We start from the raw sequence: 18459 nt of genomic DNA on the forward strand, positions 1-18459 counted from the left end.
GTACAGTACTTCAGACTGAACGAGGCAAAGAGCGTATATGTCGAACTTGATAAGTGGGTTCGCTGCCGCCTTCGACAATGCTACTGGAAACAATGGAAGCTGCCTTGGACGCGGGTGAAAAAGCTCGTCAGTTTGGGGACGCCCGACTGGCAGGCTTATCAATGGGGCAATAGTCGTAAAGGCTATTGGCGGCTGAGTCACAGTCCTATCCTGAAACGGGCACTGAACAGCTCTTTACTCAAAAGAGAAGGGTACCTATCCCTTACGGAATTAAGTACCCTTCCAACGTTTTTATTCTGATGTGCCGCCGTATACGGGTCCGTACGTACGGTGGCTGGAGGGGACGGCGCGGCATAAACCGCGCCTCCTACTCACTTACCATTCAGGAGGTGCTTATTGTGTAAGCAGCTTATGGCTGAAATGTTCTTTGTACATGCTGATGGCATCGTTGACGACTTTCAGGGCCATGGATTTGTCGCCAAACTCTTCTACTACTACGGTCTTGTTTTCCAGCTTTTTGTACTCTTCGAAGAAATGACGGAGCTCTTCAAAGAAATGGCGGGGCAACTCTTCAATGTTGTTGTAGTGGTTTACACCGGGATCGTTGGCTGCTACAGCAATGATCTTATCATCGGCATCGCCGCTGTCGACCATTTGCATTACCCCGACTACTTTCGCTTCCATCAGACACAGGGCCTGTACGGGCAGCGACGTGATCACCAGGATATCCAGTGGATCCTTGTCATCGCCGTAGGTTTGAGGAATGAAGCCATAGTTGCAGGGATAATAGAACGATGAATATATTACACGGTCGAGTTTTAGCAGACCGCTTTCTTTATCGATCTCATATTTGGCTCTCGAGCCTTGTGGAATTTCAATCACTGCATTTACGATCCTGGGGGCATTTTCGCCATAAGGCACACCATGCCAGGGATGAGAAATTGTTGTGGTCATGCTGATTTCTATTGATGTTGTACTAAAGTAATATAGAATTGAATCAGGCAGTCAATCGTTGGGGACGCAATTAGAACGTAATTCGCGGCAATTAATTTTTCAAAGTCTCCATTTTGATCACAGATTTCAGGTCAACCAGCCATTCACCGTTCACTTTTACGATGCGGATGGTGGTGGTGTCTGTGGGGTGAAAGGAGTTATTGTACTTATAGTTGGTTACGGAATCATTCACCGGTGTTACTTCGATGGGCCGGATGCTGGCTTCACTGAACGAGTGTTTGTCTGCACTTGTCATTCCCTCGTAATTCTTATGTTGCTTTTTCAGCAGGATGAGGTTGTCGTCGTCTTTCAGCAGATAGAACTTCGCCTTTTGGTAATCGCCGTCGAGAGAGGCCCGGATAAATTCGCGACCGGCATCTTGTGCGTCCGTTGCTTTTTCATATCCTCCGTTGCCTCCGCAGGCAACCAGTACGATGGCCAGGGCAGCTGCAGTAACATATCTAATCATAGCGCAAAAGTAAAGGATTCGGGGTGAAAACCATCCCGGACTCTCGTAATGCCGTTTTAATTGGGGGGAGTGGGACATTAGGCGACCTGGCCGGCCAGGAGGGCGATGGGGCAGCATTGCCAAAAGGAGGCCTTTGGGCGGTTTAATGGCCTTTACGTATGAACCGGATCGCCATGGCGCATTTTGCCGGACTATTCCCAGGGTGTTTGGGTGAAATCCGGTAAATAGCCTTCCTGGTGTTAGGGGGGCGCACAATAAAAAGCCCTCCCGGTGGGGAGGGCTTAACGTATGTCTTTGTTATGCTTAGCCTTCAGACTGTGGTCTTTCGTCGAATTTGTTGTGGCGATTGCCTTTCCAGTTGCCGGGGGTATATTCCGGCGGCGGATTGTCTTTGTGATCGCGGTCGTAGGCCTTGATGATGGCTTTTACCAGGCGGTGACGTACTACGTCTTCTTCATCGAGCTCGATATGGGCAATGCCGTCGATGTTGCGCAGGATACGGACTGCCTTTTCCAAACCACTGCGTTGGTTTTTGGGCAGATCGACCTGGGTCATGTCGCCGGTGATGATCGCCTTGGCGTTGGCACCGATACGAGTCAGGAACATTTTGATCTGCAGGTCGGTGGCGTTCTGGGCCTCGTCAAGGATAATAAAGGCATTGTCCAGGGTACGGCCACGCATGTAAGCCAGCGGTGCGATCTCGATCACCCGTGTGCTCATATAATACCCCAGTTTGTCGGCGGGGATCATATCATCGAGCGCATCGTACAAAGGACGCAGGTAAGGATCGATCTTTTCCTTGAGGTCGCCGGGCAGGAAGCCGAGGCTTTCACCAGCTTCTACCGCAGGACGCGTGAGGATTATCTTCTTGACCATTTTGTTCTTCAGGGCGCGTACGGCCAGGGCTACCGCGGTATAGGTTTTACCTGTACCGGCAGGTCCGATGGCAAACACAATGTCGTTCTTTTCCCCTTCCTGCACCATCCGTTTCTGGTTGGCTGTGCGGGCGCGTACGGTTTTGCCATTTGGGCCAAATACCAGTACATCGTTGGGATTGCGTTCGATAAAGTTATCAACGGTTTCCGCATCATCTCCGCCGAGTATCTGCTCAAAATAGTTCGAACTCATGTGGCCATTGCGCTGGAGGTATTGAACGATCAGATCGATCTTCTCCCGGGCTGTATCCACCTGTTCGGGCGAACCGCTTAATTTGAGTTGTGTACCACGTGAAAGAATTTTTAGTAGCGGGAATCTTTTTTTGAGGATATCTAATTTGCCGTTGTTAACACCGAAGAATTCAATAGGATTAACTGCGTCGAGGTTGATGATAGTTTCTGTCAAGGTGCATCAGTTTAAGTTCACAAGAGTGTACCGATTAATGCCGATACTACTTTCCCAATCCATCTATTCCAAATATAATTTTTAGAATAGGTTCAACACAAAGTTACTTATTAACAACGTGTGGAAACCGGCTCTGTTCTTAAGTTTTTGTAAAACAATTTCATGCCAGCGGATCGAACCATTTACGGCCGGATTTGTTTGGTATATTTTCGTAACCGGTTTTCCTACGGAAACCGGGTTTCCAAACGCTACCAATTTAATCGTCGTTATGGCTTTTATGACTGAGATTCTTGAGAAGCAAAAAGTTAGTGGTCCGGAATGCAGAAACCGCATGATGCCTGTTCAGGATGCGCTGGACATTTTACACGGGAAGTGGAAATTACTCATCCTGATGTCATTGTCTGACGGACCGATGCGCTTCAAAGAAATTCAGCGCCAGGTGGAAGGCATTACTGCTAAAATGCTGTCGAAAGAATTGAAAGATCTCGAGATCAATGAACTGGTAGCCCGGACTGTTTACGACACCACGCCTGTGGCTGTCGAGTACACAAGAACCCCTTATGGGCATAGCCTGAAAAAGGTGATCGATGAACTCCATGCCTGGGGATTACAACACCGCAAACGCGTGATGCGCAAAAGCAATTAACGGGTCAATCAGGGAATGGGCGTAAAGAGGGGTACCAGTGACCCTGCCTTAGCCTGTTTGTAGCCCCTGGATATCCCCAGGGTAAAAACCCCTATAAGTACTCTATAAGGTCTCTATAAGTGCTCTATATGTTTACTATAGCCCACTACCGGTTGAATAACGAAGCGAAGGCCGTTGCCTGTTGTGGGTGAGGACATCCATTGTCATTGGCGCTGTTGAAGACGGCTGGCGTGGTGCTCCAGCTGGAAGGCTGGGCTATGTGGATGAGGGGCATGTTGTAACTAATCTGTTTTCTTGAGGCTGCGTATCAGTTCCCCATAGCTCATGTTGCGTGAAAGGCCATTCACGGCCTCTGCGATGCGTTTTGTTTTGGTGGCCTCTGTTTTCGCACTTTCTATCCATTTACTGAAATAGGCCTGGTGCGAAGGTGCCAGCGATGTAAAGAACGTCATGGCCGGGGGATCATCGCTGAGGCATTCCATCAACTCGGGCGAGATGGCCTGTGGTGTCTTGTCCTCCTGCAGTTGTACCTGCAGCATCGCTCCTTTTTTCTTGCTGATGGCCTTGCGCATGCCTGCGTTGACGGCCAGTATAAAGGAGCCTCCGCCATGAGGTATCAGGGCAACTCCCTTGATGGGGTGTTTGTCAAGTTTTCCTTTTACCCGGAAGCTTTTTTTGCAGCCGGGTTTCAGGGCGGTGGCGATGTCCGGAGTGATGTGGATGTACGTCCAGCCGGTTTTATCGCCTGCTTCTGCAAACTGTAATAATGTCGATGTGAATTGCACCATGGCTGACAGCTGCGATCACCTGGTTGGTGGCTGGTGAAGTGGCAGTACTTGCAATTTACTAATCTGTGGGGAGTAATGAGTAGGGGCTGGAAGATCGGGGCTTCGGGAGGGGTATAAAATAGAAAAGGGCCTACCGGCCCATTAAAGATTGCGAAGTTCTTCTTCTATTTGGTCGTGAAATTGTGCTTCCGTATCCATTATCCAGCGTGGCAGCGACTGCGGCATGATCTTCCAGTTGCCGTCTTCTTTTTGCATCCTGAACAGGATCCGGTTACCACGATCGTCCACCACATCAACGGTAAATATACCTTCATTTACACCGCCCAGCTTTCTGAAATTAAACTCTCTGAGGCGGCCTTCTACTTTCAGCAGTTTGGTGAACTGAATGTTCTTTACAAATTGAATGCGCATATACTTCTATTAAACATTTGAGTTATCAATTCTCATGCTACACTTTGCCAAAACCTTCTTAATAAACTGAAAAGTTTTGCACAGCAGTATTAGCCAAAGGCTTAAGGTATACGTGAGGGGATATTTGATGTGTTGGTAAGCAACATCAATGAGGTGTAAAGGTACGCATTATATTTCGTTTGCCGTGCAGGTAAAAATAACCCCCGCCTGGCAAAACCGGGCGGGGGGCTTATCTTAACGCTGTACAGCGTGATTAGTACCTGTAATGTTCGGGCTTGAAAGGACCAGCCTTGGGGATACCCAGGTATTCGGACTGTGCATCGGTGAGCTCATCGAGTTCAACGCCGATCTTCTTGAGGTGCAGGCGGGCTACTTTCTCATCGAGGATCTTAGGCAGCACATATACTTTGTTCTCGTACTTGTCGGTATTTGTCCAAAGTTCCAGTTGGGCCAGGGTTTGGTTGGTGAAAGAGTTACTCATCACGAAGCTGGGGTGACCTGTAGCGCAACCGAGGTTTACGAGGCGACCTTCTGCGAGGATGATGATGTCTTTTCCGTCGATGTTGTAGATATCAACCTGTGGCTTGATGGTATCTTTGGTATTGCCATAGTTGGTGTTGATCCATGCCATATCGATTTCGATGTCGAAGTGGCCGATGTTACATACGATGGCTTTATCCTTCATGGCACGGAAATGCTTTTCAGTGATCAGGTCGCGGCAGCCAGAAGCGGTAACAACTATGTCAGCTTCTTTTACAGCGTCTATCATCTTTTTAACTTCAAATCCGTCCATAGCAGCTTGCAGGGCACAGATGGGGTCGATCTCGGTAACGATCACACGGCAACCTGCACCAGCGAGGGAGGCGGCGGAACCTTTACCTACGTCACCATAGCTACCTACTACGGCTACTTTACCGGCGAGCATCACGTCGGTTGCACGACGGATGGCATCTACCAGTGATTCTTTACAACCATATTTGTTGTCGAATTTGCTCTTGGTTACGGAGTCGTTTACGTTGAAAGCGGGGATAGGCAGGGTACCTTTCGCCATTCTTTCGTACAGGCGGTGAACGCCGGTAGTTGTTTCTTCGCTAAGACCCTTGATGTGTTGAACCAGTTCGGGGTATTTGTCGAATACGATGTTGGTGAGGTCACCACCGTCGTCGAGGATCATGTTGAGGGGGCGGTCGGCAGCACCAAAAAACAGTGTTTGTTCGATACACCAATCGGCTTCTTCAATGCTTTGACCTTTCCAGGCATAAACACCGATGCCGGCAGCAGCGATGGCGGCGGCAGCGTGATCTTGTGTAGAGAAGATGTTGCAAGAGCTCCATTTTACTTCAGCACCAAGGGCAATGAGTGTTTCGATAAGAACGGCAGTCTGGATCGTCATATGTAAGCAACCGGCAATGCGGGCACCTTTCAGGGGTTGGGTGGGACCATATTCTGCGCGCAGCGACATAAGGCCTGGCATTTCAGCTTCGGCGAGGCGAATTTCTTTGCGGCCCCATTCTGCCAGACTGATGTCCTTTACCTTATAGGGTAAGGTGAAGTCAATGTTTTTTGATGAGATTGTTGACATATTGTATTTATTTCGGTGCCAAAGCTACAATTTAGGGCTGTAACGGCCAAGTAGACAAACCTGATGTTCCCCGATATTACACTGGGCTGGCATTTGCAACCGGTTTAGGTCTTATTATTTAGTGAGAAGGCTGAATAATACGGGATAAACGATGATTTGTACCTTTAACAGCCTGAAGCATTGCCACCAAATGCCATTAATTTTGGGTCAATAATTTAATAAAAAGGTAGCCCATGTATACTTATGATACCGTATCGGAGGCGCTCAATGGCCTGCGCCAGCGGGGATATTCAGTTGATTTCAACCGGGATTACGATTGTATCATCTGCAGTGAGCGGCAATTGAGCCTTCAACCCAATGAGTTTACTATCACGGAGGTATACCGGTTTGAAGGGCCTTCGGACCCGGCCGATGAAGCGGTGGTCTATGCAATCGAATCCAGTAGCGGAGAGAAGGGCACCCTGGTAGATGGTTTTGGACCCAGCTCCGAATCAGCCAGCGACGCCATGGTTCAAAAGCTGGCTGTTCGGCGATAGGATCTAGTGTTTGGCGATATCGGCCACCGTTTTCTTATCGAGGAGCTTGAGGGTGGCATCACGTACCTGGATCATGGTATCGTGCAGTCCACATTGCTTTTCATCGCAATTCTTACAACGCTCGTAGAAATAAAGACTTACACAGGGCAACATGGCTATTGGCCCGTCTATCAGGCGCATAATCTTGGCCATGCTCACTTCTTTGGGCGCTACTTTGAAAAAATAACCGCCTCCTTTTCCCTTTTTACTTTCCAGGATACCTGCTTTTTTCAGTTCGAGCAGGATATTCTCCAGAAACTTCAGGGGGATCTTCTTCTTTTTGGCGATCTCGGCGATGAGTACCGGCTGATTGTCCTTTTTTTCAGCCATGTACATCAGGGCTTTGAAAGCATATTGGGCCTTTTTAGACAGCATGTGATGTATTGATTTGGCGGCGAGAAGTTATAATTTTTTTTTGATTGGTCATCAGCCTACACCAGCTTGTGCACATAGGCATATTTGATAAGCCCGATGACGTTATTGGTGTTGGTTTTTCTAAGGATGTTTTTCCGGTGTGTTTCTACCGTACGTTCACTAATACTTAGTTGGTCTGCGATCTGTTTGTTGTTCAATTCCTGTTCAATTAAACGAATCACTTCCAGCTCACGATGGGTCAGGGAGGCACCCTCCATGGGTGATTGCAGCTGCTTTTTCATACTATCAGATTAATTTTCAGATGATAAGGTTTGTGGTTTAACGGGCTGTTTACCGATTTATTTATGTTTAGATGCCGGATGAGGCCTTTAGGTTGCCTGAGCCGTCATAATAACGTGTGGCGGATGATGAACCTCCGGGTATCGATGTGCGGGCAAGCCGGTGATGGCCGGTTGGTTGGGTTGGTAGGGTCGGTTTAAGATAAAGGCGTTGGCAGCCATGACTCGAGTGTCCATGCAGCGCATTTTGGTTATTCCCGAAAAATTACATCAATTGTTCAATAGCAGGAAAAAAAACTGATCATTTTAGTCGACTATGATCAGATCCCCAGTACATCACTCATCGAGAATACACCTTGCTTGCCATGGATGAATTCTGCAGCCAGTACCGCACCCGTTGCAAAACCTGTACGGTTGTGGGCGGTATGCCGGATCTCGATATCGTCTATCGCCGAGGTGTAGGAAATAATGTGCGTGCCGGGCGCGGGATCGATGCGTTCGCTGCGTATCACCAGGTCTTCCCGTTGCTGGCTGGGTTGGTTGACCCATTGCTTTTTGCTATCGCTGTTGTCCAGGATCTGCTCTGCCAGGGTAATGGCGGTGCCGCTCGGTGCATCCTTTTTCTGGGTGTGGTGCACCTCGGTCATGGATACATTGTACTCCTTGTGCGGGGCCATCAATTCGGCCAATCTTTTGTTGATGGCAAAAAAGATGTTGACGCCTACGCTGAAATTGCTGGCATACAACAAGGCGCCTTTGCGGGCCAGGCTGTAATTCTTGGCTTCTTCGTAGCGCGACAACCAACCAGTTGATCCGCATACTACGGGCACACCGGCATCTACGCAGCGTAGTACATTTTCATAGGCACTTTCGGGACCGGTGAATTCAATCGCAACATCCGCCTTGCGGATATTATTGATGGTATTGTCTTCCAGGTTTTCGATTCCCACCTTCAACACGATCTCGTGACCCCGTTGTACAGCGATCTCTTCGATGGCTTTACCCATTTTCCCGTATCCGATAAGGGCTATTTTCATGTACAGTATGCCTTTTTTTAGCGCAGCGAAGATATATTTTTTGGTCGATTATTACCGATGGAGAGTACTAAACTTAAACCGGCTGCATTACCGGGTAGTAATGCAGGCTTGATGGAGAGCGACAGGTCATCGCTGACATCAAAGTCTTTGAGGTGGGCATCTACCGTGGCGTCTACCACATTGAGTCCCCAGAATACCAGGCCAAAAAGTATGGCATAGTCACGGTTCTTGCGAAAATCGTTGCGGTAATTGATGAGCGAAGAGGTTTGTCCGGCCTTTACCAGGGGGAGTAGCTGAGGATCGACCTTGTTGAGTGTGTTGGGAGGAAAGGTCATGACGCTAGTATTCGTAATCGGATCCTGTTTGCTAACTCCCAGATCCGATACTTTCACCGCATAGCTCGTACGTCTGTACCATTCCTGATTGTAATACACGAGGTATGCCGGTATGCCCACAGCGGCCCAGACGATCGGCACTTTCCAGTACTTTTTATTGTACACCTGACCCCAGCCTGGTATGAGCGCCGAGCGAAGGGCGGCTTTACGGGGGCTGTGTTTTTTGATCGTATCTACCTTTTTGGCGGAATCAATGGGCGTTATTTCCTTCACCTTGCCACTGCGCTCGTCGACGAGGAGCGTGGGGCGGGGGGGGACGGTATCCTGTTTCTGTTGTGCCGAAGCCAACAGCGGACCAAACAGTACGATGATTGCGAGGATTACTCTGAACATGCAAAAGAAACTTAGTTGGCATTCACACCAATCGCGTCCAGTATTTTGTTGAGATCCTGGATGGAGTAATACTCAATGGAAATACTACCGTGTCCTGTTTTGTTGTGGTTGAGTTTTACTTTGGTGCTGAAATGCGATGCTAAATTATCTTCTATTTTCTTGTAGGTAGGGGGGAGGGAGCTTTTTACGCTATTTTTAACAGCGGCCCCTGTCTTATAAAGTCTGCGTACCAGGTCTTCCGTTTGTCTTACGGAAAGTCCCTTACTCTTGATCTCGTTGAAGATGAAGAGTTGCTTGTCGACGGTATCCACGTTGATGATAGCGCGCGCGTGGCCCATGCTGATCACGCCGGTGCGTACAGCTACCTGGATATCGGGTGGCAATTTGAGTAGGCGGATATAGTTGGCTACGGTACTTCTTTCCTTGCCCATGCGCTCTGCTACCTGCTCCTGGGTTTGGCTCAGCTCTTCCATCATACGTTTGTAGCTGAGGGCGATCTCCATGGCGTTGAGGTCTTCGCGTTGCAGGTTTTCCAGCAGGGCGAGTTCCAGCAATTGCTGGTCATTGGCCTGGCGGATATAAGCGGGTACATCGACGAGGCCTGCCAGTTTGGAAGCTCTCCACCGGCGTTCTCCCGATATGAGTCTGTATTTATTGTTGGGCAGGGTAGCCACGGTAATCGGCTGCACCAGGTCGTGCAGCTTGATGGAGGCCGCCAGTTCATTCAGGGCTGTTTCATCGAAGTCGCGACGTGGCTGCTTGGGATTGGGTTCAATACTTTCCACGGGGATCCGCTGCATCGTAGTTACCTGCTCCACCACCTGGGTTTTGAGGCTACTGCCGGCCGTATTCTTCAGATCCGAATCAATGCTCTGCAAAAGAGACCTGATCCCTTTTCCCAATAACTCCTTGTTACCCTTTTCTTTTGACATCTTTTATTTTTTATACGCCCAGCCTTGTTGATCACCGGCTGGTGAGGCTACCGGCGTGGCCGGTATTATTTGCTGCTATTCAAGTATTCTTTCTTCCTGTTTGATCTTCGTCATATCATTCTTCTGCAGGATCTCTTTGGCCAGGTTGAGGTAGTTCATGGCTCCCTTACTTTGACCATCGTACAGGATGACGGGTTTACCCACGCTGGGCGCTTCGCTGATCCGGCTATTGCGGTGGATGATGGTATTGAATACCATTTCGTCAAAGTGTTTACGTACTTCATTGACCACCTGGTTGCAAAGGCGCAGACGGCCATCGTACATGGTCATCAGAATTCCTTCGATCACCAGCTCGGGGTTCAGTCTGCTTTGCACGATCTTGATCGTGTTGAGCAATTTACCTAGACCTTCCAGGGCGAAGAACTCGGTTTGTACGGGAACGATCACGGAGTCGGAGGCTGTTAACGCATTGACGGTGATAAGACCCAGCGACGGAGAACAGTCGATGATCACAAAATCATAATCGTTCTTCACCGGCTCGAGAATGCCTTTCAATACACTTTCCCGGTTGGGATAATTGATCATCTCAATTTCCGCACCAACCAGATCGATGTGGGAGGGGATCACATCGAGGTTCGGGATCTCCGATTTCAGGATCACATCTTTGGCCTGCGTACCGTTGACCATGCAATCATACAGGCTTTGCTGTATGTTGTGCAGGTCGAATCCTACACCGGTTGTGCTGTTGGCCTGCGGATCGGCATCTACCAGCAGGGTCCTGAATTCGAGGACGGCCAGACTGGCAGCTACATTGATCGCTGAAGTGGTTTTTCCTACACCGCCTTTTTGATTGGCTACTCCAATTACTCGCGCCATTGTTTGTATAAGGTTGTTATTTTTTACGTCTATCGTGAATCTTTTACCGGCCCTGCTGCGTCATTGATGAACATAGCTTTTTCGATCGGAGCGCCATAATACTCAATAATTCTTAAATCAGCCTGACTGATTTATTGTGTGATTGATGAAGTATTACACATCGATCGTATCGCCGATCTTTACCAGTTGCAATTGCGCACCGGTTGCTGCAAAAGTTTGAATGGCTTGCTGGTGGTCTATTTTTATATAACCAAAGGTGTCGTAATGCACTCCCACCACCCTGGTGCATTGAACCATCCGGGCGCATTCAGCAGCATCGGCAGCATCCATAGTAAAGTTGTCCCCAATCGGTAAAACGGCAAAATTTAGTTTTGCCCAGCGGGGTATCAGTTGCATGTCGGTGGTGAGTGCTGTATCGCCACTATAGTAGAAGTTTCCTTCATCTGTATAGATAATGAATCCCATTGGATTACCTCCATAACTGCCATCGGGCAGGCCCGATGAATGCTGTGCCACGACACATTTTACGGTGAAGTCGCCAAAGTTCCATTTACCGCCTGTATTCATCTGGTGTACGTTGGAAACTCCCTGTTTGGTCAGCCATTCTCCCACCTCCCAGGTAGCAATTACCTTGGCGCCGTTACGGGTAGCGATCCGTACGCAGTCGGCGATATGATCGGCATGTCCGTGCGAAACCAGGATATAGTCGGCGGCCACCTGATCGACATCTACAATATTATTAGCCAATTCGTTATAGGTAATAAAAGGATCGAACAACAGTTTCTTACCTTTGACGATCACCGAAAAACAGGAATGGCCGTAATAGGTTAATTTCATAAAAAGTTTTACAGGACGGCAAAAGTACGGCTTCGCTATAAAAAAGTAGCAACCAAATACCGTCCAGGCGATTAATGCTTTAACATGAGCGAGTTTTACACGTTTATTTCCGGTACCAACCGCGTAGGCAGCAATACCATTAAAGTGGCGCAGCACTATCAGCACCTGCTGGAGACACAAGGCCTGGCAACCCGACTGGTGTCGCTGGAGGGGTTGAAATCGGTGGAGAGGACACCCGAATACACGCAACTGGAGCAGGATATCCTGATCCCCGGCCGCAAATTTATCTTTGTATCACCCGAATACAACGGTAGTATTCCGGGCGTACTGAAGGTGATGCTCGATATCTCCGATTATAAAAAGGCCTGGTGGGGCAAAAAAGCTTTGCTGACCGGCGTTGCCCTGGGGCGTTCGGGCAATCAACGCGGTATGGATCACCTGACCAGTATACTACATTATCTTAAAGTGATCGTCCATCCCAACAAATTGCCCATCTCCTCTGTAGATAAACTGCTGAATGGCGCCGGTGCTATCCATGACCAGGCAACGCTCGACGCCATCCGCCACCAGGTAGACGAATTCATTTCTTTTTAAGCCTGTTACAATATCCTCGTCTTTCGTACGTCTACCCCGGTAATCTTTCATGCAAATCAGGCCCATCGGCAATGGCCGTGGCTGTTAAAGGTATTTGCATGCTTTTAAAAGTTAAACTCTCTTTCAATGCGTAATGCTGGTTTTACCTGGTTTTTGTTGGGACTCATGATCCTGCTGGATATTTATGTTTTCCAGGCCGTTAAAATGATCGCTCCGGCGTCGCCGAGAGGCCGCCTGATCGTAACAGCGGTATACTGGCTACTGTCGGTGGCATCTATCGCCATGATCGTGGCCTTACCTTATAGTAATTCCGCCACCTGGCCCAAATGGATCAGGAGCTATGTCTTTGCCATCGTGATCGGTTTATTCGTCAGCAAACTGCTGGCTTCGCTGTTTATCGCGATCGACGATATCCGGCGGGCTGGTACCTGGGCCATTGCCAAGGTGAGTGGCCGGGCTGCTGCGGCGCCGGCCGAAGGGGGCATTTCCAGGTCTGTTTTCCTCAGCTGGATCAGTCTGGCCGTGGGTGGCGGATTGTTTGGCACCCTGCTGTACGGGTTCAACAATAAGTATAAATATCATGTCAATAAGCTGCGGCTCAGCTTTGCCAACCTGCCTGCTGCCTTCAAGGGACTGAAGATCGTGCACATCTCTGATATCCACTCAGGCAGCTTCACCGACCGTACTGCGGTGGAAAAAGGCATCAAAAAGATCATGGAACAAAAGCCTGACCTGATCCTGTTTACCGGTGACCTCGTCAACGACCGGGCCACGGAAATGGATGACTACAAGGAGGTGTTTGCCCAACTGAAAGCCCCGTTGGGTGTTTACTCTACCCTTGGCAACCATGATTACGGTGATTATGTTCATTGGGAAAGTGCGGAGGCGAAGTCGGCCAACCTGGAAAGCCTCAAAGCCGTGCACGGAGCAATGGGTTGGAGGCTGCTGATGAATGAGCACGTGGCTTTGGAAAAGGACGGACAGCATATCGCCCTGCTGGGTATCGAAAACTGGGGTGCCAAAGGTAATTTTCCCAAGTATGGTAAAATGGAAGAAGCACATGCGGGCTCCGGGCAATACCCTTTCAAAATATTAATGAGCCATGATCCCAGCCATTGGGAAGCGGAGGTGCTGGATAAATATAAAGATGTAGACCTGATGCTGGCAGGCCATACCCATGGTATGCAGTTTGGCCTCGAGGTGCCCGGTTTCAAATGGAGCCCTGTACAATATATGTATAAGCAATGGGCTGGTTTGTATGAGATGGATAAGCAGCGATTGTATGTAAACCGTGGTTTTGGCTTTATTGGATACCCGGGCCGGGTAGGTATTTTACCGGAGATCACGGTGCTGGAATTGGCGTAACGCAGCATAAATAACTGGCCCATGGCCAACAACACACAAGGCGGTTTACCAGGGGTAAACCGCCTCTTCACCTTCATCACGAAAAAAGTAAAAGCTACTAATGCCAGAGCCGAAACCAGTTAACATTAACCATTGTACCAATCCTTCAAATAAGTTTCGCTCACGAATCACTACTGTTTGAACTGCATACTGTGTTTGGTTGGGTCACTGCATACTGAACAATTAACCTTTGGTACAGAAGAAGCACAGGAATCTTCAATGAGGTACGGGGATTAAAAACGAGCACCCAGGATTAGCAATAATTTCAATTCGGCACATTGAACTCCACAAAAAAAGAATAAGGGTAAAACGGACTGATCAATTATCTCATGTGACTTTAAAATCTTTCTCATGTGACCCGCGTCATTTATTGCTACGCCAGGTGTAGGGGTCGGGTCTTTCAGTCGGGCGAAATATGATTGGGAGCGTCTGGTAAAGTTTAGGGCTTAGGGGCGTAGGTTAAAAAATCTTTCCCTATTTGTTAACCTCTCGTTGTAATTACATTACAAATATACACCCGTGATCAGGGGGCCTGTGGCTGCAATCGGTGAGCCAGCCGTATTTGTAGCCAGAAACCTGGGAATGGCCGGTGAATGCGTTCACGGGACACAGTATCAGATACAGAAAAACCTGCTCCACAGAGCAAGTTTTTCTGTATTACATTGATTATTAGTGTTATAATGTGTACTGGGTGATCAGGCGGTTGATTTCCATGAGTAATAGCTGACGGTCTTTGTCCAGCTGCTGGAATGCCACCGACAGGTTATTGGAGCCGGCCCGACTGGTGGCCAGCTTCTCCAGGTTTTCCAGTTGGCGGAAGAATCGGGTATCCCTGCCAAACACAGACACGGTAGACTGTATATGGTGGGCCAGGCTGGCTACCTGCTTTTTGTCTTCCTGCTCGATCGCTTCCCTCAGTTTGTCCATTTCGCTGGGAAACTGATTAAGGAATTGCCGTATAATATTATTGAGGAATGCACTGTTGCCCATTACCAGGTCATAGACAAAATCGATATTGATATTACTCATACTGGCTTTCAGGTTTTCAAACGCATGTTTCTGACGGGCCAGGTATTTCTTCATCAGGTTGAGCAGTTCCTTTTCCTGTATCGGCTTGGAGATATAATCGTTCATGCCATGGCTCAGGCATTTTTCCCGCTCGCCGGCCATGGCGTGGGCCGTCATGGCAATGATGGGAATATTGCTTTTGAGCTCATGCCGTATGGTACGGGCCGTGATATAGCCATCCATGACGGGCATCTGGATATCGAGCAATACGAGATCAAATTTATCCATCTTCAGTTTATCGATGGCCTGCTGCCCGTTTTCGGCAAGCTCATAATGCAGGTTCCAGTGCTGGAAGGTGTGCTTCATCAGCAGTTGATTCATTTGGTTGTCTTCCACGGCCAGGATTTTCACATCCTCGAAGGTTCCATTGAGGGAACTTGCCGCATCGGATGATTCACCGGGCAGGGTATTGTCGTGCATAGGTAGTATTTCGTATGGCAGATCAAATATAAAAGCTGTGCCTTTGCCAGCTTCGCTTTTTACATTGATGGAGCCTTCCTGTAATTCGATCAGGTTGCGGACAATGGAAAGGCCCAGTCCGGTACCGCCATATTTGCGGGTAGTATGGGCTTCACCCTGCTCAAATCTTTCGAAAATGGAATCGAGTTTATCGGTGGGAATGCCGATGCCGGTATCCTGTACAAGGAAGCGGATCCTGATCGTATCGGCCAATTGTTGTACGGGGGCGATCTTTACCTGAATGCCGCCTTCATGTGTAAACTTGATGGCATTGTTGATGAGGTTGACGAGTATCTGCGTGAGCCGCACGGCATCTCCGGTAAGGGTATCCGGAATGGATTCCTGTATCTCGAAATGGAGTGTCAGGTGTTTTTCGCGTACCCTTGGCTGGAACATCGTTTCAAGCGAACTGCACAATCCGCGCAGGCTGAAGGGGCTTTTCTCGATGCGCAGCATACCGGCTTCTATCTTTGAGATGTCGAGGATATCGTTGATGATGGTGAGCAGGCTTTCGCTGGCCGACTGCACGAGGCGCACATATTGCTCCTGCTCGGGTGCCAGGCTTGTTTTCTGCAACAGGTTGGTAAAGCCGATCACGGCGTTGATGGGTGTCCGGATCTCGTGGCTCATATTGGCCAGGAACTGTTCTTTTACGTTGGCAGATTGCTCAGCATCCCGTTTGGCCTCTTTGAGGGCGTCTTCCGTTTTTTCCTGTTCCGACACGTCGAATACGGTTGACCTGTTGGATACATATTCATCCTGCTCATTGTAAATGGCAATCGCATTGAGTGATACGGGGATGAGAAATCCCAGCTTGTTCATCATGTTGAGCCGTAGCTCACGCAGTTCTCCGTTCTTCTTGAATTGCGGAAAGCGGGTTTCCACGATGGCGGCGCTGGCTTCGTCGAGCACATCGGTAAACTTCAATTTACCGATCACCTCCTCCCGCCGGTAACCCAGCCAGTTCAATTCGGTTTGGTTGATGGCCTGGAAATAGCCGTCTTTGTCGAGGGAGTGATAGCCACAGGGGGCGTTGTTGTACAGGTCGTGGATCTCTGCCGATACCTTCTCGAGGTTCTGGCGAAAGCGGAACTCATTGGCATGGGTCTGCTCCAATTGCAGGATCAGGCTCTGCTGGCGGCGTAGCCGGCGGATAATGATATAGCTTAATAAAAAGATGGCAACGATCGAGCCGGAGGTCAGGAAACGGCTGATGGAGAGTACCGAACGCTCTTTAGGGCCAATACCGGTAAGGATCGACTCCAGCCGCAATTGCAGCATGATGCCGGTAGCGATAAAGACGATGAGCAATAGGACGATCAGCCCAATAAAGTAACTGTGCTTAAGCTTCGTTTTCATGTGCAGGTTCCATTTGTGCTTTAGATTCCAACTGTCGGGCTACCGGCAACATGGGGTACTATGTTGCCAGCGAGCATCACGGCCATTCGTATTACAAAAATTTCAACTTCTTCATAAGCTGGCTGCGATAACTGTCGGCTACGGGAATGGGGGTGTTCATGATATTCAGTACCCCATCTTCAATACTGTCGATCTTGTCGAGGGATACTATATAGCTGCGGTGAATGCGCATTAGTTTTGCCGAGCGGATCTTTTCTTCCACCGCCTTGAGCGTGGTATGTACAATATGCCATTTGCCGGGTGTATATATCTTGATGTAGTCACCCATGGCTTCTATCCATAATATTTCATCCAGCCTGATCTTCTTCAGCGCGCCATTGTCGCGAATGAAAATATTATCATCATCGACATTGTTGACTTCCGAATTATCGCGTTGTAACACTTCACGGGCTTTGTCGATGGCCTGTAGCAGCCGGGGCAGTGTAACCGGTTTCAGCAGGTAATCGGCCACATTCAATTCAAATGCTTCCAGTGCATAATCCTTATTGGAGGTGGTGAAAATTATCAGCGGTTTTTTGGGAAGGGAGCGCAACAACTCGATACCACTCATGCCCGGCATTTCAATGTCGAGAAACACGATATCGGGTGAGTGGCGCGTGATCTGCTGATGGGCTTCCATCGCATCGCGGCATTCTCCGATCACTTCTACCAGTCCCGTTTGCGTCACCAGATGGCTGAGCAGCATCCTGGCCATTTCATTGTCATCAACTATGAGGCATCTCATATTTTTCAGAGGAATAGAAAACTTTGGTTAAAATGGTAATGTTGAAATTAAGGTATGAAAAATATAGCAATGGAGCAGCCATCAATTATTTTTTTAATCCATTCCTGATGTCATTATCGCCTGTTTGGATGGTCCAATGCGGGTATGCATCTTGCATTTCATACAGGACAGGTTGGCGAATTAATTTTTATATCTTTCTTCACGATCGATATAATGAATTAACAACCAATTTTGTTTCCTTGGCATATAAGTTGAATTTTCTTCTATGAACTAAACATCAATTGATTTATGAAAAAGAAATCACTGGCTCTGCTATCCTTTGCGCTGGCCCTTTCAACCCTTACGTTCGCACAAGGTTTTCACATTGGTGCCAAAGCAGGCGCCAACATTTTTAAAGTCGACGGTAAATCATTCAAGGAAGAGTATAAGTTTGGCTACAACCTGGGTGCATTTGCGGAGATCAACTTTAATGAAAAATGGGGTATCCAACCCGAGTTGCTGTGGAGTCAAACCAACTACAGAACCGGCGATCAATTTTCCGATCTGTATCCCGGTGGTAAGGAAGATGTGGAAGGTAAACTCAATTACATCAATATTCCTTTGCTGCTGACCTTCCGTCCGGTAAAAATATTGTCGCTGCAGGCGGGACCTCAATTCGGTATCATGACCAGCCAGGACAAAGACCTGCTGGGTGAAACCAAAGAGGCTTTCAAAAGCGGCGACTTCTCCATGTTGGGTGGCGCACAATTGAACCTGGGTGGTTTGCGTGCCGGTGCACGGTATGTGATCGGCCTCTCCAACATCAACGATATCGACAACAAAGACAAATGGAAAAATCAAGGTTGGCAGATCTATCTCGGTTTTGCGATCTTGTAATCCTGTCTACATACAGTAGCAAAAGGTCCTGTTGCCGCCGGCAACAG

General features: G+C 48.5%; 22 protein-coding genes. 6 read left to right on the plus strand and 16 right to left on the minus strand.

What is annotated here, in order from left to right; translation table 11 throughout:
* On the plus strand, window positions 1-300 hold a 300-nt coding region (locus P2W70_RS13150), incomplete at its 5' end, for a group II intron maturase-specific domain-containing protein (protein WP_276481931.1).
* 93 nt (window positions 301-393) lie between these two features.
* Here the strand turns inward: P2W70_RS13150 and P2W70_RS13155 are convergent.
* The 3 genes from P2W70_RS13155 to P2W70_RS13165 form a co-directional block, all read right to left on the minus strand.
* Window positions 394-954, minus strand: a complete 561-nt coding sequence (locus P2W70_RS13155) for an inorganic diphosphatase (RefSeq protein WP_276481932.1) — start codon at window positions 952-954, stop codon at window positions 394-396.
* Between the two features lie 91 nt (window positions 955-1045).
* On the minus strand, window positions 1046-1462 hold the full coding sequence (locus tag P2W70_RS13160) for a nuclear transport factor 2 family protein (protein WP_276481933.1): 417 nt from the start codon (window positions 1460-1462) through the stop codon (window positions 1046-1048).
* Between the two features lie 303 nt (window positions 1463-1765).
* On the minus strand, window positions 1766-2803 hold the full coding sequence (locus tag P2W70_RS13165) for a PhoH family protein (protein WP_276481934.1): 1038 nt from the start codon (window positions 2801-2803) through the stop codon (window positions 1766-1768).
* Between the two features lie 277 nt (window positions 2804-3080).
* Here P2W70_RS13165 and P2W70_RS13170 point away from each other — a divergent pair, with 277 nt between their 5' ends.
* Complete coding sequence (locus P2W70_RS13170; RefSeq protein ID WP_276481935.1) at window positions 3081-3449, plus strand: winged helix-turn-helix transcriptional regulator; 369 nt, start codon at window positions 3081-3083, stop codon at window positions 3447-3449.
* A 145-nt stretch (window positions 3450-3594) separates the two neighbouring features.
* On the opposite strand, the gene P2W70_RS13175 is transcribed toward P2W70_RS13170, so the two are convergent.
* The 4 genes from P2W70_RS13175 to ahcY all read right to left on the minus strand — a co-directional run bounded on the left by P2W70_RS13175 (window position 3595) and on the right by ahcY (window position 6230).
* Window positions 3595-3723 (minus strand): hypothetical protein, encoded by a 129-nt coding sequence (locus P2W70_RS13175; protein WP_276481936.1) that lies wholly within the window; start codon window positions 3721-3723, stop codon window positions 3595-3597.
* Between the two features lie 7 nt (window positions 3724-3730).
* The gene (locus P2W70_RS13180; protein WP_276481937.1) at window positions 3731-4237 is read right to left on the minus strand and encodes a YdeI/OmpD-associated family protein; all 507 of its coding nucleotides are present in this window, start codon (window positions 4235-4237) and stop codon (window positions 3731-3733) included.
* Window positions 4238-4378: 141 nt separating this feature from the next.
* The gene (locus P2W70_RS13185; RefSeq protein ID WP_276481938.1) at window positions 4379-4648 is read right to left on the minus strand and encodes a hypothetical protein; all 270 of its coding nucleotides are present in this window, start codon (window positions 4646-4648) and stop codon (window positions 4379-4381) included.
* A gap of 253 nt (window positions 4649-4901) precedes the next feature.
* Window positions 4902-6230, minus strand: a complete 1329-nt coding sequence (gene ahcY / locus P2W70_RS13190; RefSeq protein WP_276481939.1) for an adenosylhomocysteinase — start codon at window positions 6228-6230, stop codon at window positions 4902-4904.
* Between the two features lie 233 nt (window positions 6231-6463).
* On the opposite strand from ahcY, the gene P2W70_RS13195 reads away from it, so the two are divergent.
* The gene (locus P2W70_RS13195) at window positions 6464-6766 is read left to right on the plus strand and encodes a hypothetical protein (RefSeq protein ID WP_276481940.1); all 303 of its coding nucleotides are present in this window, start codon (window positions 6464-6466) and stop codon (window positions 6764-6766) included.
* A 3-nt stretch (window positions 6767-6769) separates the two neighbouring features.
* Here the strand turns inward: P2W70_RS13195 and P2W70_RS13200 are convergent, their stop codons facing one another.
* The 7 genes from P2W70_RS13200 to P2W70_RS13230 all read right to left on the minus strand — a co-directional run bounded on the left by P2W70_RS13200 (window position 6770) and on the right by P2W70_RS13230 (window position 11868).
* Entirely contained in the window at window positions 6770-7180 is a 411-nt protein-coding gene (locus P2W70_RS13200; protein WP_276481941.1) for an RrF2 family transcriptional regulator, read from the minus strand.
* Between the two features lie 56 nt (window positions 7181-7236).
* On the minus strand, window positions 7237-7461 hold the full coding sequence (locus P2W70_RS13205) for a response regulator transcription factor (protein ID WP_276481942.1): 225 nt from the start codon (window positions 7459-7461) through the stop codon (window positions 7237-7239).
* A gap of 317 nt (window positions 7462-7778) precedes the next feature.
* Window positions 7779-8495, minus strand: coding sequence for a 4-hydroxy-tetrahydrodipicolinate reductase (gene dapB / locus P2W70_RS13210; RefSeq protein WP_276481944.1), 717 nt, complete (start codon window positions 8493-8495; stop codon window positions 7779-7781).
* A gap of 17 nt (window positions 8496-8512) precedes the next feature.
* Complete coding sequence (locus P2W70_RS13215) at window positions 8513-9223, minus strand: DUF5683 domain-containing protein (protein WP_276481945.1); 711 nt, start codon at window positions 9221-9223, stop codon at window positions 8513-8515.
* Window positions 9224-9234: 11 nt separating this feature from the next.
* Window positions 9235-10155, minus strand: a complete 921-nt coding sequence (locus P2W70_RS13220; RefSeq protein ID WP_276481946.1) for a ParB/RepB/Spo0J family partition protein — start codon at window positions 10153-10155, stop codon at window positions 9235-9237.
* A 75-nt stretch (window positions 10156-10230) separates the two neighbouring features.
* Entirely contained in the window at window positions 10231-11031 is an 801-nt protein-coding gene (locus P2W70_RS13225) for a ParA family protein (RefSeq protein WP_276481947.1), read from the minus strand.
* A gap of 153 nt (window positions 11032-11184) precedes the next feature.
* The gene (locus P2W70_RS13230) at window positions 11185-11868 is read right to left on the minus strand and encodes a metal-dependent hydrolase (protein WP_276481948.1); all 684 of its coding nucleotides are present in this window, start codon (window positions 11866-11868) and stop codon (window positions 11185-11187) included.
* Between the two features lie 84 nt (window positions 11869-11952).
* Here P2W70_RS13230 and P2W70_RS13235 point away from each other — a divergent pair, with 84 nt between their 5' ends.
* Both P2W70_RS13235 and P2W70_RS13240 read left to right on the plus strand, forming a co-directional pair.
* Window positions 11953-12462, plus strand: coding sequence for an NADPH-dependent FMN reductase (locus P2W70_RS13235; protein ID WP_276481949.1), 510 nt, complete (start codon window positions 11953-11955; stop codon window positions 12460-12462).
* Between the two features lie 126 nt (window positions 12463-12588).
* Window positions 12589-13827: a metallophosphoesterase gene (locus tag P2W70_RS13240; RefSeq protein ID WP_276481950.1), complete on the plus strand. Its 1239-nt coding sequence runs from the start codon at window positions 12589-12591 to the stop codon at window positions 13825-13827.
* A 714-nt stretch (window positions 13828-14541) separates the two neighbouring features.
* Here the strand turns inward: P2W70_RS13240 and P2W70_RS13245 are convergent.
* On the minus strand, window positions 14542-16752 hold the full coding sequence (locus tag P2W70_RS13245) for a PAS domain-containing hybrid sensor histidine kinase/response regulator (protein WP_276481951.1): 2211 nt from the start codon (window positions 16750-16752) through the stop codon (window positions 14542-14544).
* 91 nt (window positions 16753-16843) lie between these two features.
* The gene (locus P2W70_RS13250; protein ID WP_276481952.1) at window positions 16844-17536 is read right to left on the minus strand and encodes a LytR/AlgR family response regulator transcription factor; all 693 of its coding nucleotides are present in this window, start codon (window positions 17534-17536) and stop codon (window positions 16844-16846) included.
* Window positions 17537-17824: 288 nt separating this feature from the next.
* Between P2W70_RS13250 and P2W70_RS13255 the strand changes: the two genes are divergently transcribed.
* Window positions 17825-18412 (plus strand): porin family protein, encoded by a 588-nt coding sequence (locus tag P2W70_RS13255; protein ID WP_276481953.1) that lies wholly within the window; start codon window positions 17825-17827, stop codon window positions 18410-18412.
* The last annotated feature ends 47 nt before the right edge of the window (window positions 18413-18459 follow it).

Origin of the sequence: Paraflavitalea pollutisoli, from assembly GCF_029360705.1 — a bacterium.
In the GTDB taxonomy this organism is placed as follows: Bacteria; Bacteroidota; Bacteroidia; order Chitinophagales; family Chitinophagaceae; genus Paraflavitalea; species Paraflavitalea pollutisoli.

Coding starts and splice junctions, on each gene's coding strand:
- P2W70_RS13250 (WP_276481952.1), bottom strand. CDS start 17,536: ATGAGATGCCTCATAGTTGATGACAATGAAATGGCCAGGATGCTGCTC.
- P2W70_RS13200 (WP_276481941.1), bottom strand. CDS start 7,180: ATGCTGTCTAAAAAGGCCCAATATGCTTTCAAAGCCCTGATGTACATG.
- P2W70_RS13230 (WP_276481948.1), bottom strand. CDS start 11,868: ATGAAATTAACCTATTACGGCCATTCCTGTTTTTCGGTGATCGTCAAA.
- P2W70_RS13245 (WP_276481951.1), bottom strand. CDS start 16,752: ATGAAAACGAAGCTTAAGCACAGTTACTTTATTGGGCTGATCGTCCTA.
- P2W70_RS13205 (WP_276481942.1), bottom strand. CDS start 7,461: ATGAAAAAGCAGCTGCAATCACCCATGGAGGGTGCCTCCCTGACCCAT.
- P2W70_RS13155 (WP_276481932.1), bottom strand. CDS start 954: ATGACCACAACAATTTCTCATCCCTGGCATGGTGTGCCTTATGGCGAA.
- P2W70_RS13175 (WP_276481936.1), bottom strand. CDS start 3,723: ATGCCCCTCATCCACATAGCCCAGCCTTCCAGCTGGAGCACCACGCCA.
- P2W70_RS13240 (WP_276481950.1), top strand. CDS start 12,589: ATGCGTAATGCTGGTTTTACCTGGTTTTTGTTGGGACTCATGATCCTG.
- dapB (WP_276481944.1), bottom strand. CDS start 8,495: ATGAAAATAGCCCTTATCGGATACGGGAAAATGGGTAAAGCCATCGAA.
- P2W70_RS13160 (WP_276481933.1), bottom strand. CDS start 1,462: ATGATTAGATATGTTACTGCAGCTGCCCTGGCCATCGTACTGGTTGCC.
- P2W70_RS13225 (WP_276481947.1), bottom strand. CDS start 11,031: ATGGCGCGAGTAATTGGAGTAGCCAATCAAAAAGGCGGTGTAGGAAAA.
- P2W70_RS13170 (WP_276481935.1), top strand. CDS start 3,081: ATGACTGAGATTCTTGAGAAGCAAAAAGTTAGTGGTCCGGAATGCAGA.
- P2W70_RS13255 (WP_276481953.1), top strand. CDS start 17,825: ATGAAAAAGAAATCACTGGCTCTGCTATCCTTTGCGCTGGCCCTTTCA.
- P2W70_RS13215 (WP_276481945.1), bottom strand. CDS start 9,223: ATGTTCAGAGTAATCCTCGCAATCATCGTACTGTTTGGTCCGCTGTTG.
- P2W70_RS13235 (WP_276481949.1), top strand. CDS start 11,953: ATGAGCGAGTTTTACACGTTTATTTCCGGTACCAACCGCGTAGGCAGC.
- ahcY (WP_276481939.1), bottom strand. CDS start 6,230: ATGTCAACAATCTCATCAAAAAACATTGACTTCACCTTACCCTATAAG.
- P2W70_RS13220 (WP_276481946.1), bottom strand. CDS start 10,155: ATGTCAAAAGAAAAGGGTAACAAGGAGTTATTGGGAAAAGGGATCAGG.
- P2W70_RS13195 (WP_276481940.1), top strand. CDS start 6,464: ATGTATACTTATGATACCGTATCGGAGGCGCTCAATGGCCTGCGCCAG.
- P2W70_RS13185 (WP_276481938.1), bottom strand. CDS start 4,648: ATGCGCATTCAATTTGTAAAGAACATTCAGTTCACCAAACTGCTGAAA.
- P2W70_RS13180 (WP_276481937.1), bottom strand. CDS start 4,237: ATGGTGCAATTCACATCGACATTATTACAGTTTGCAGAAGCAGGCGAT.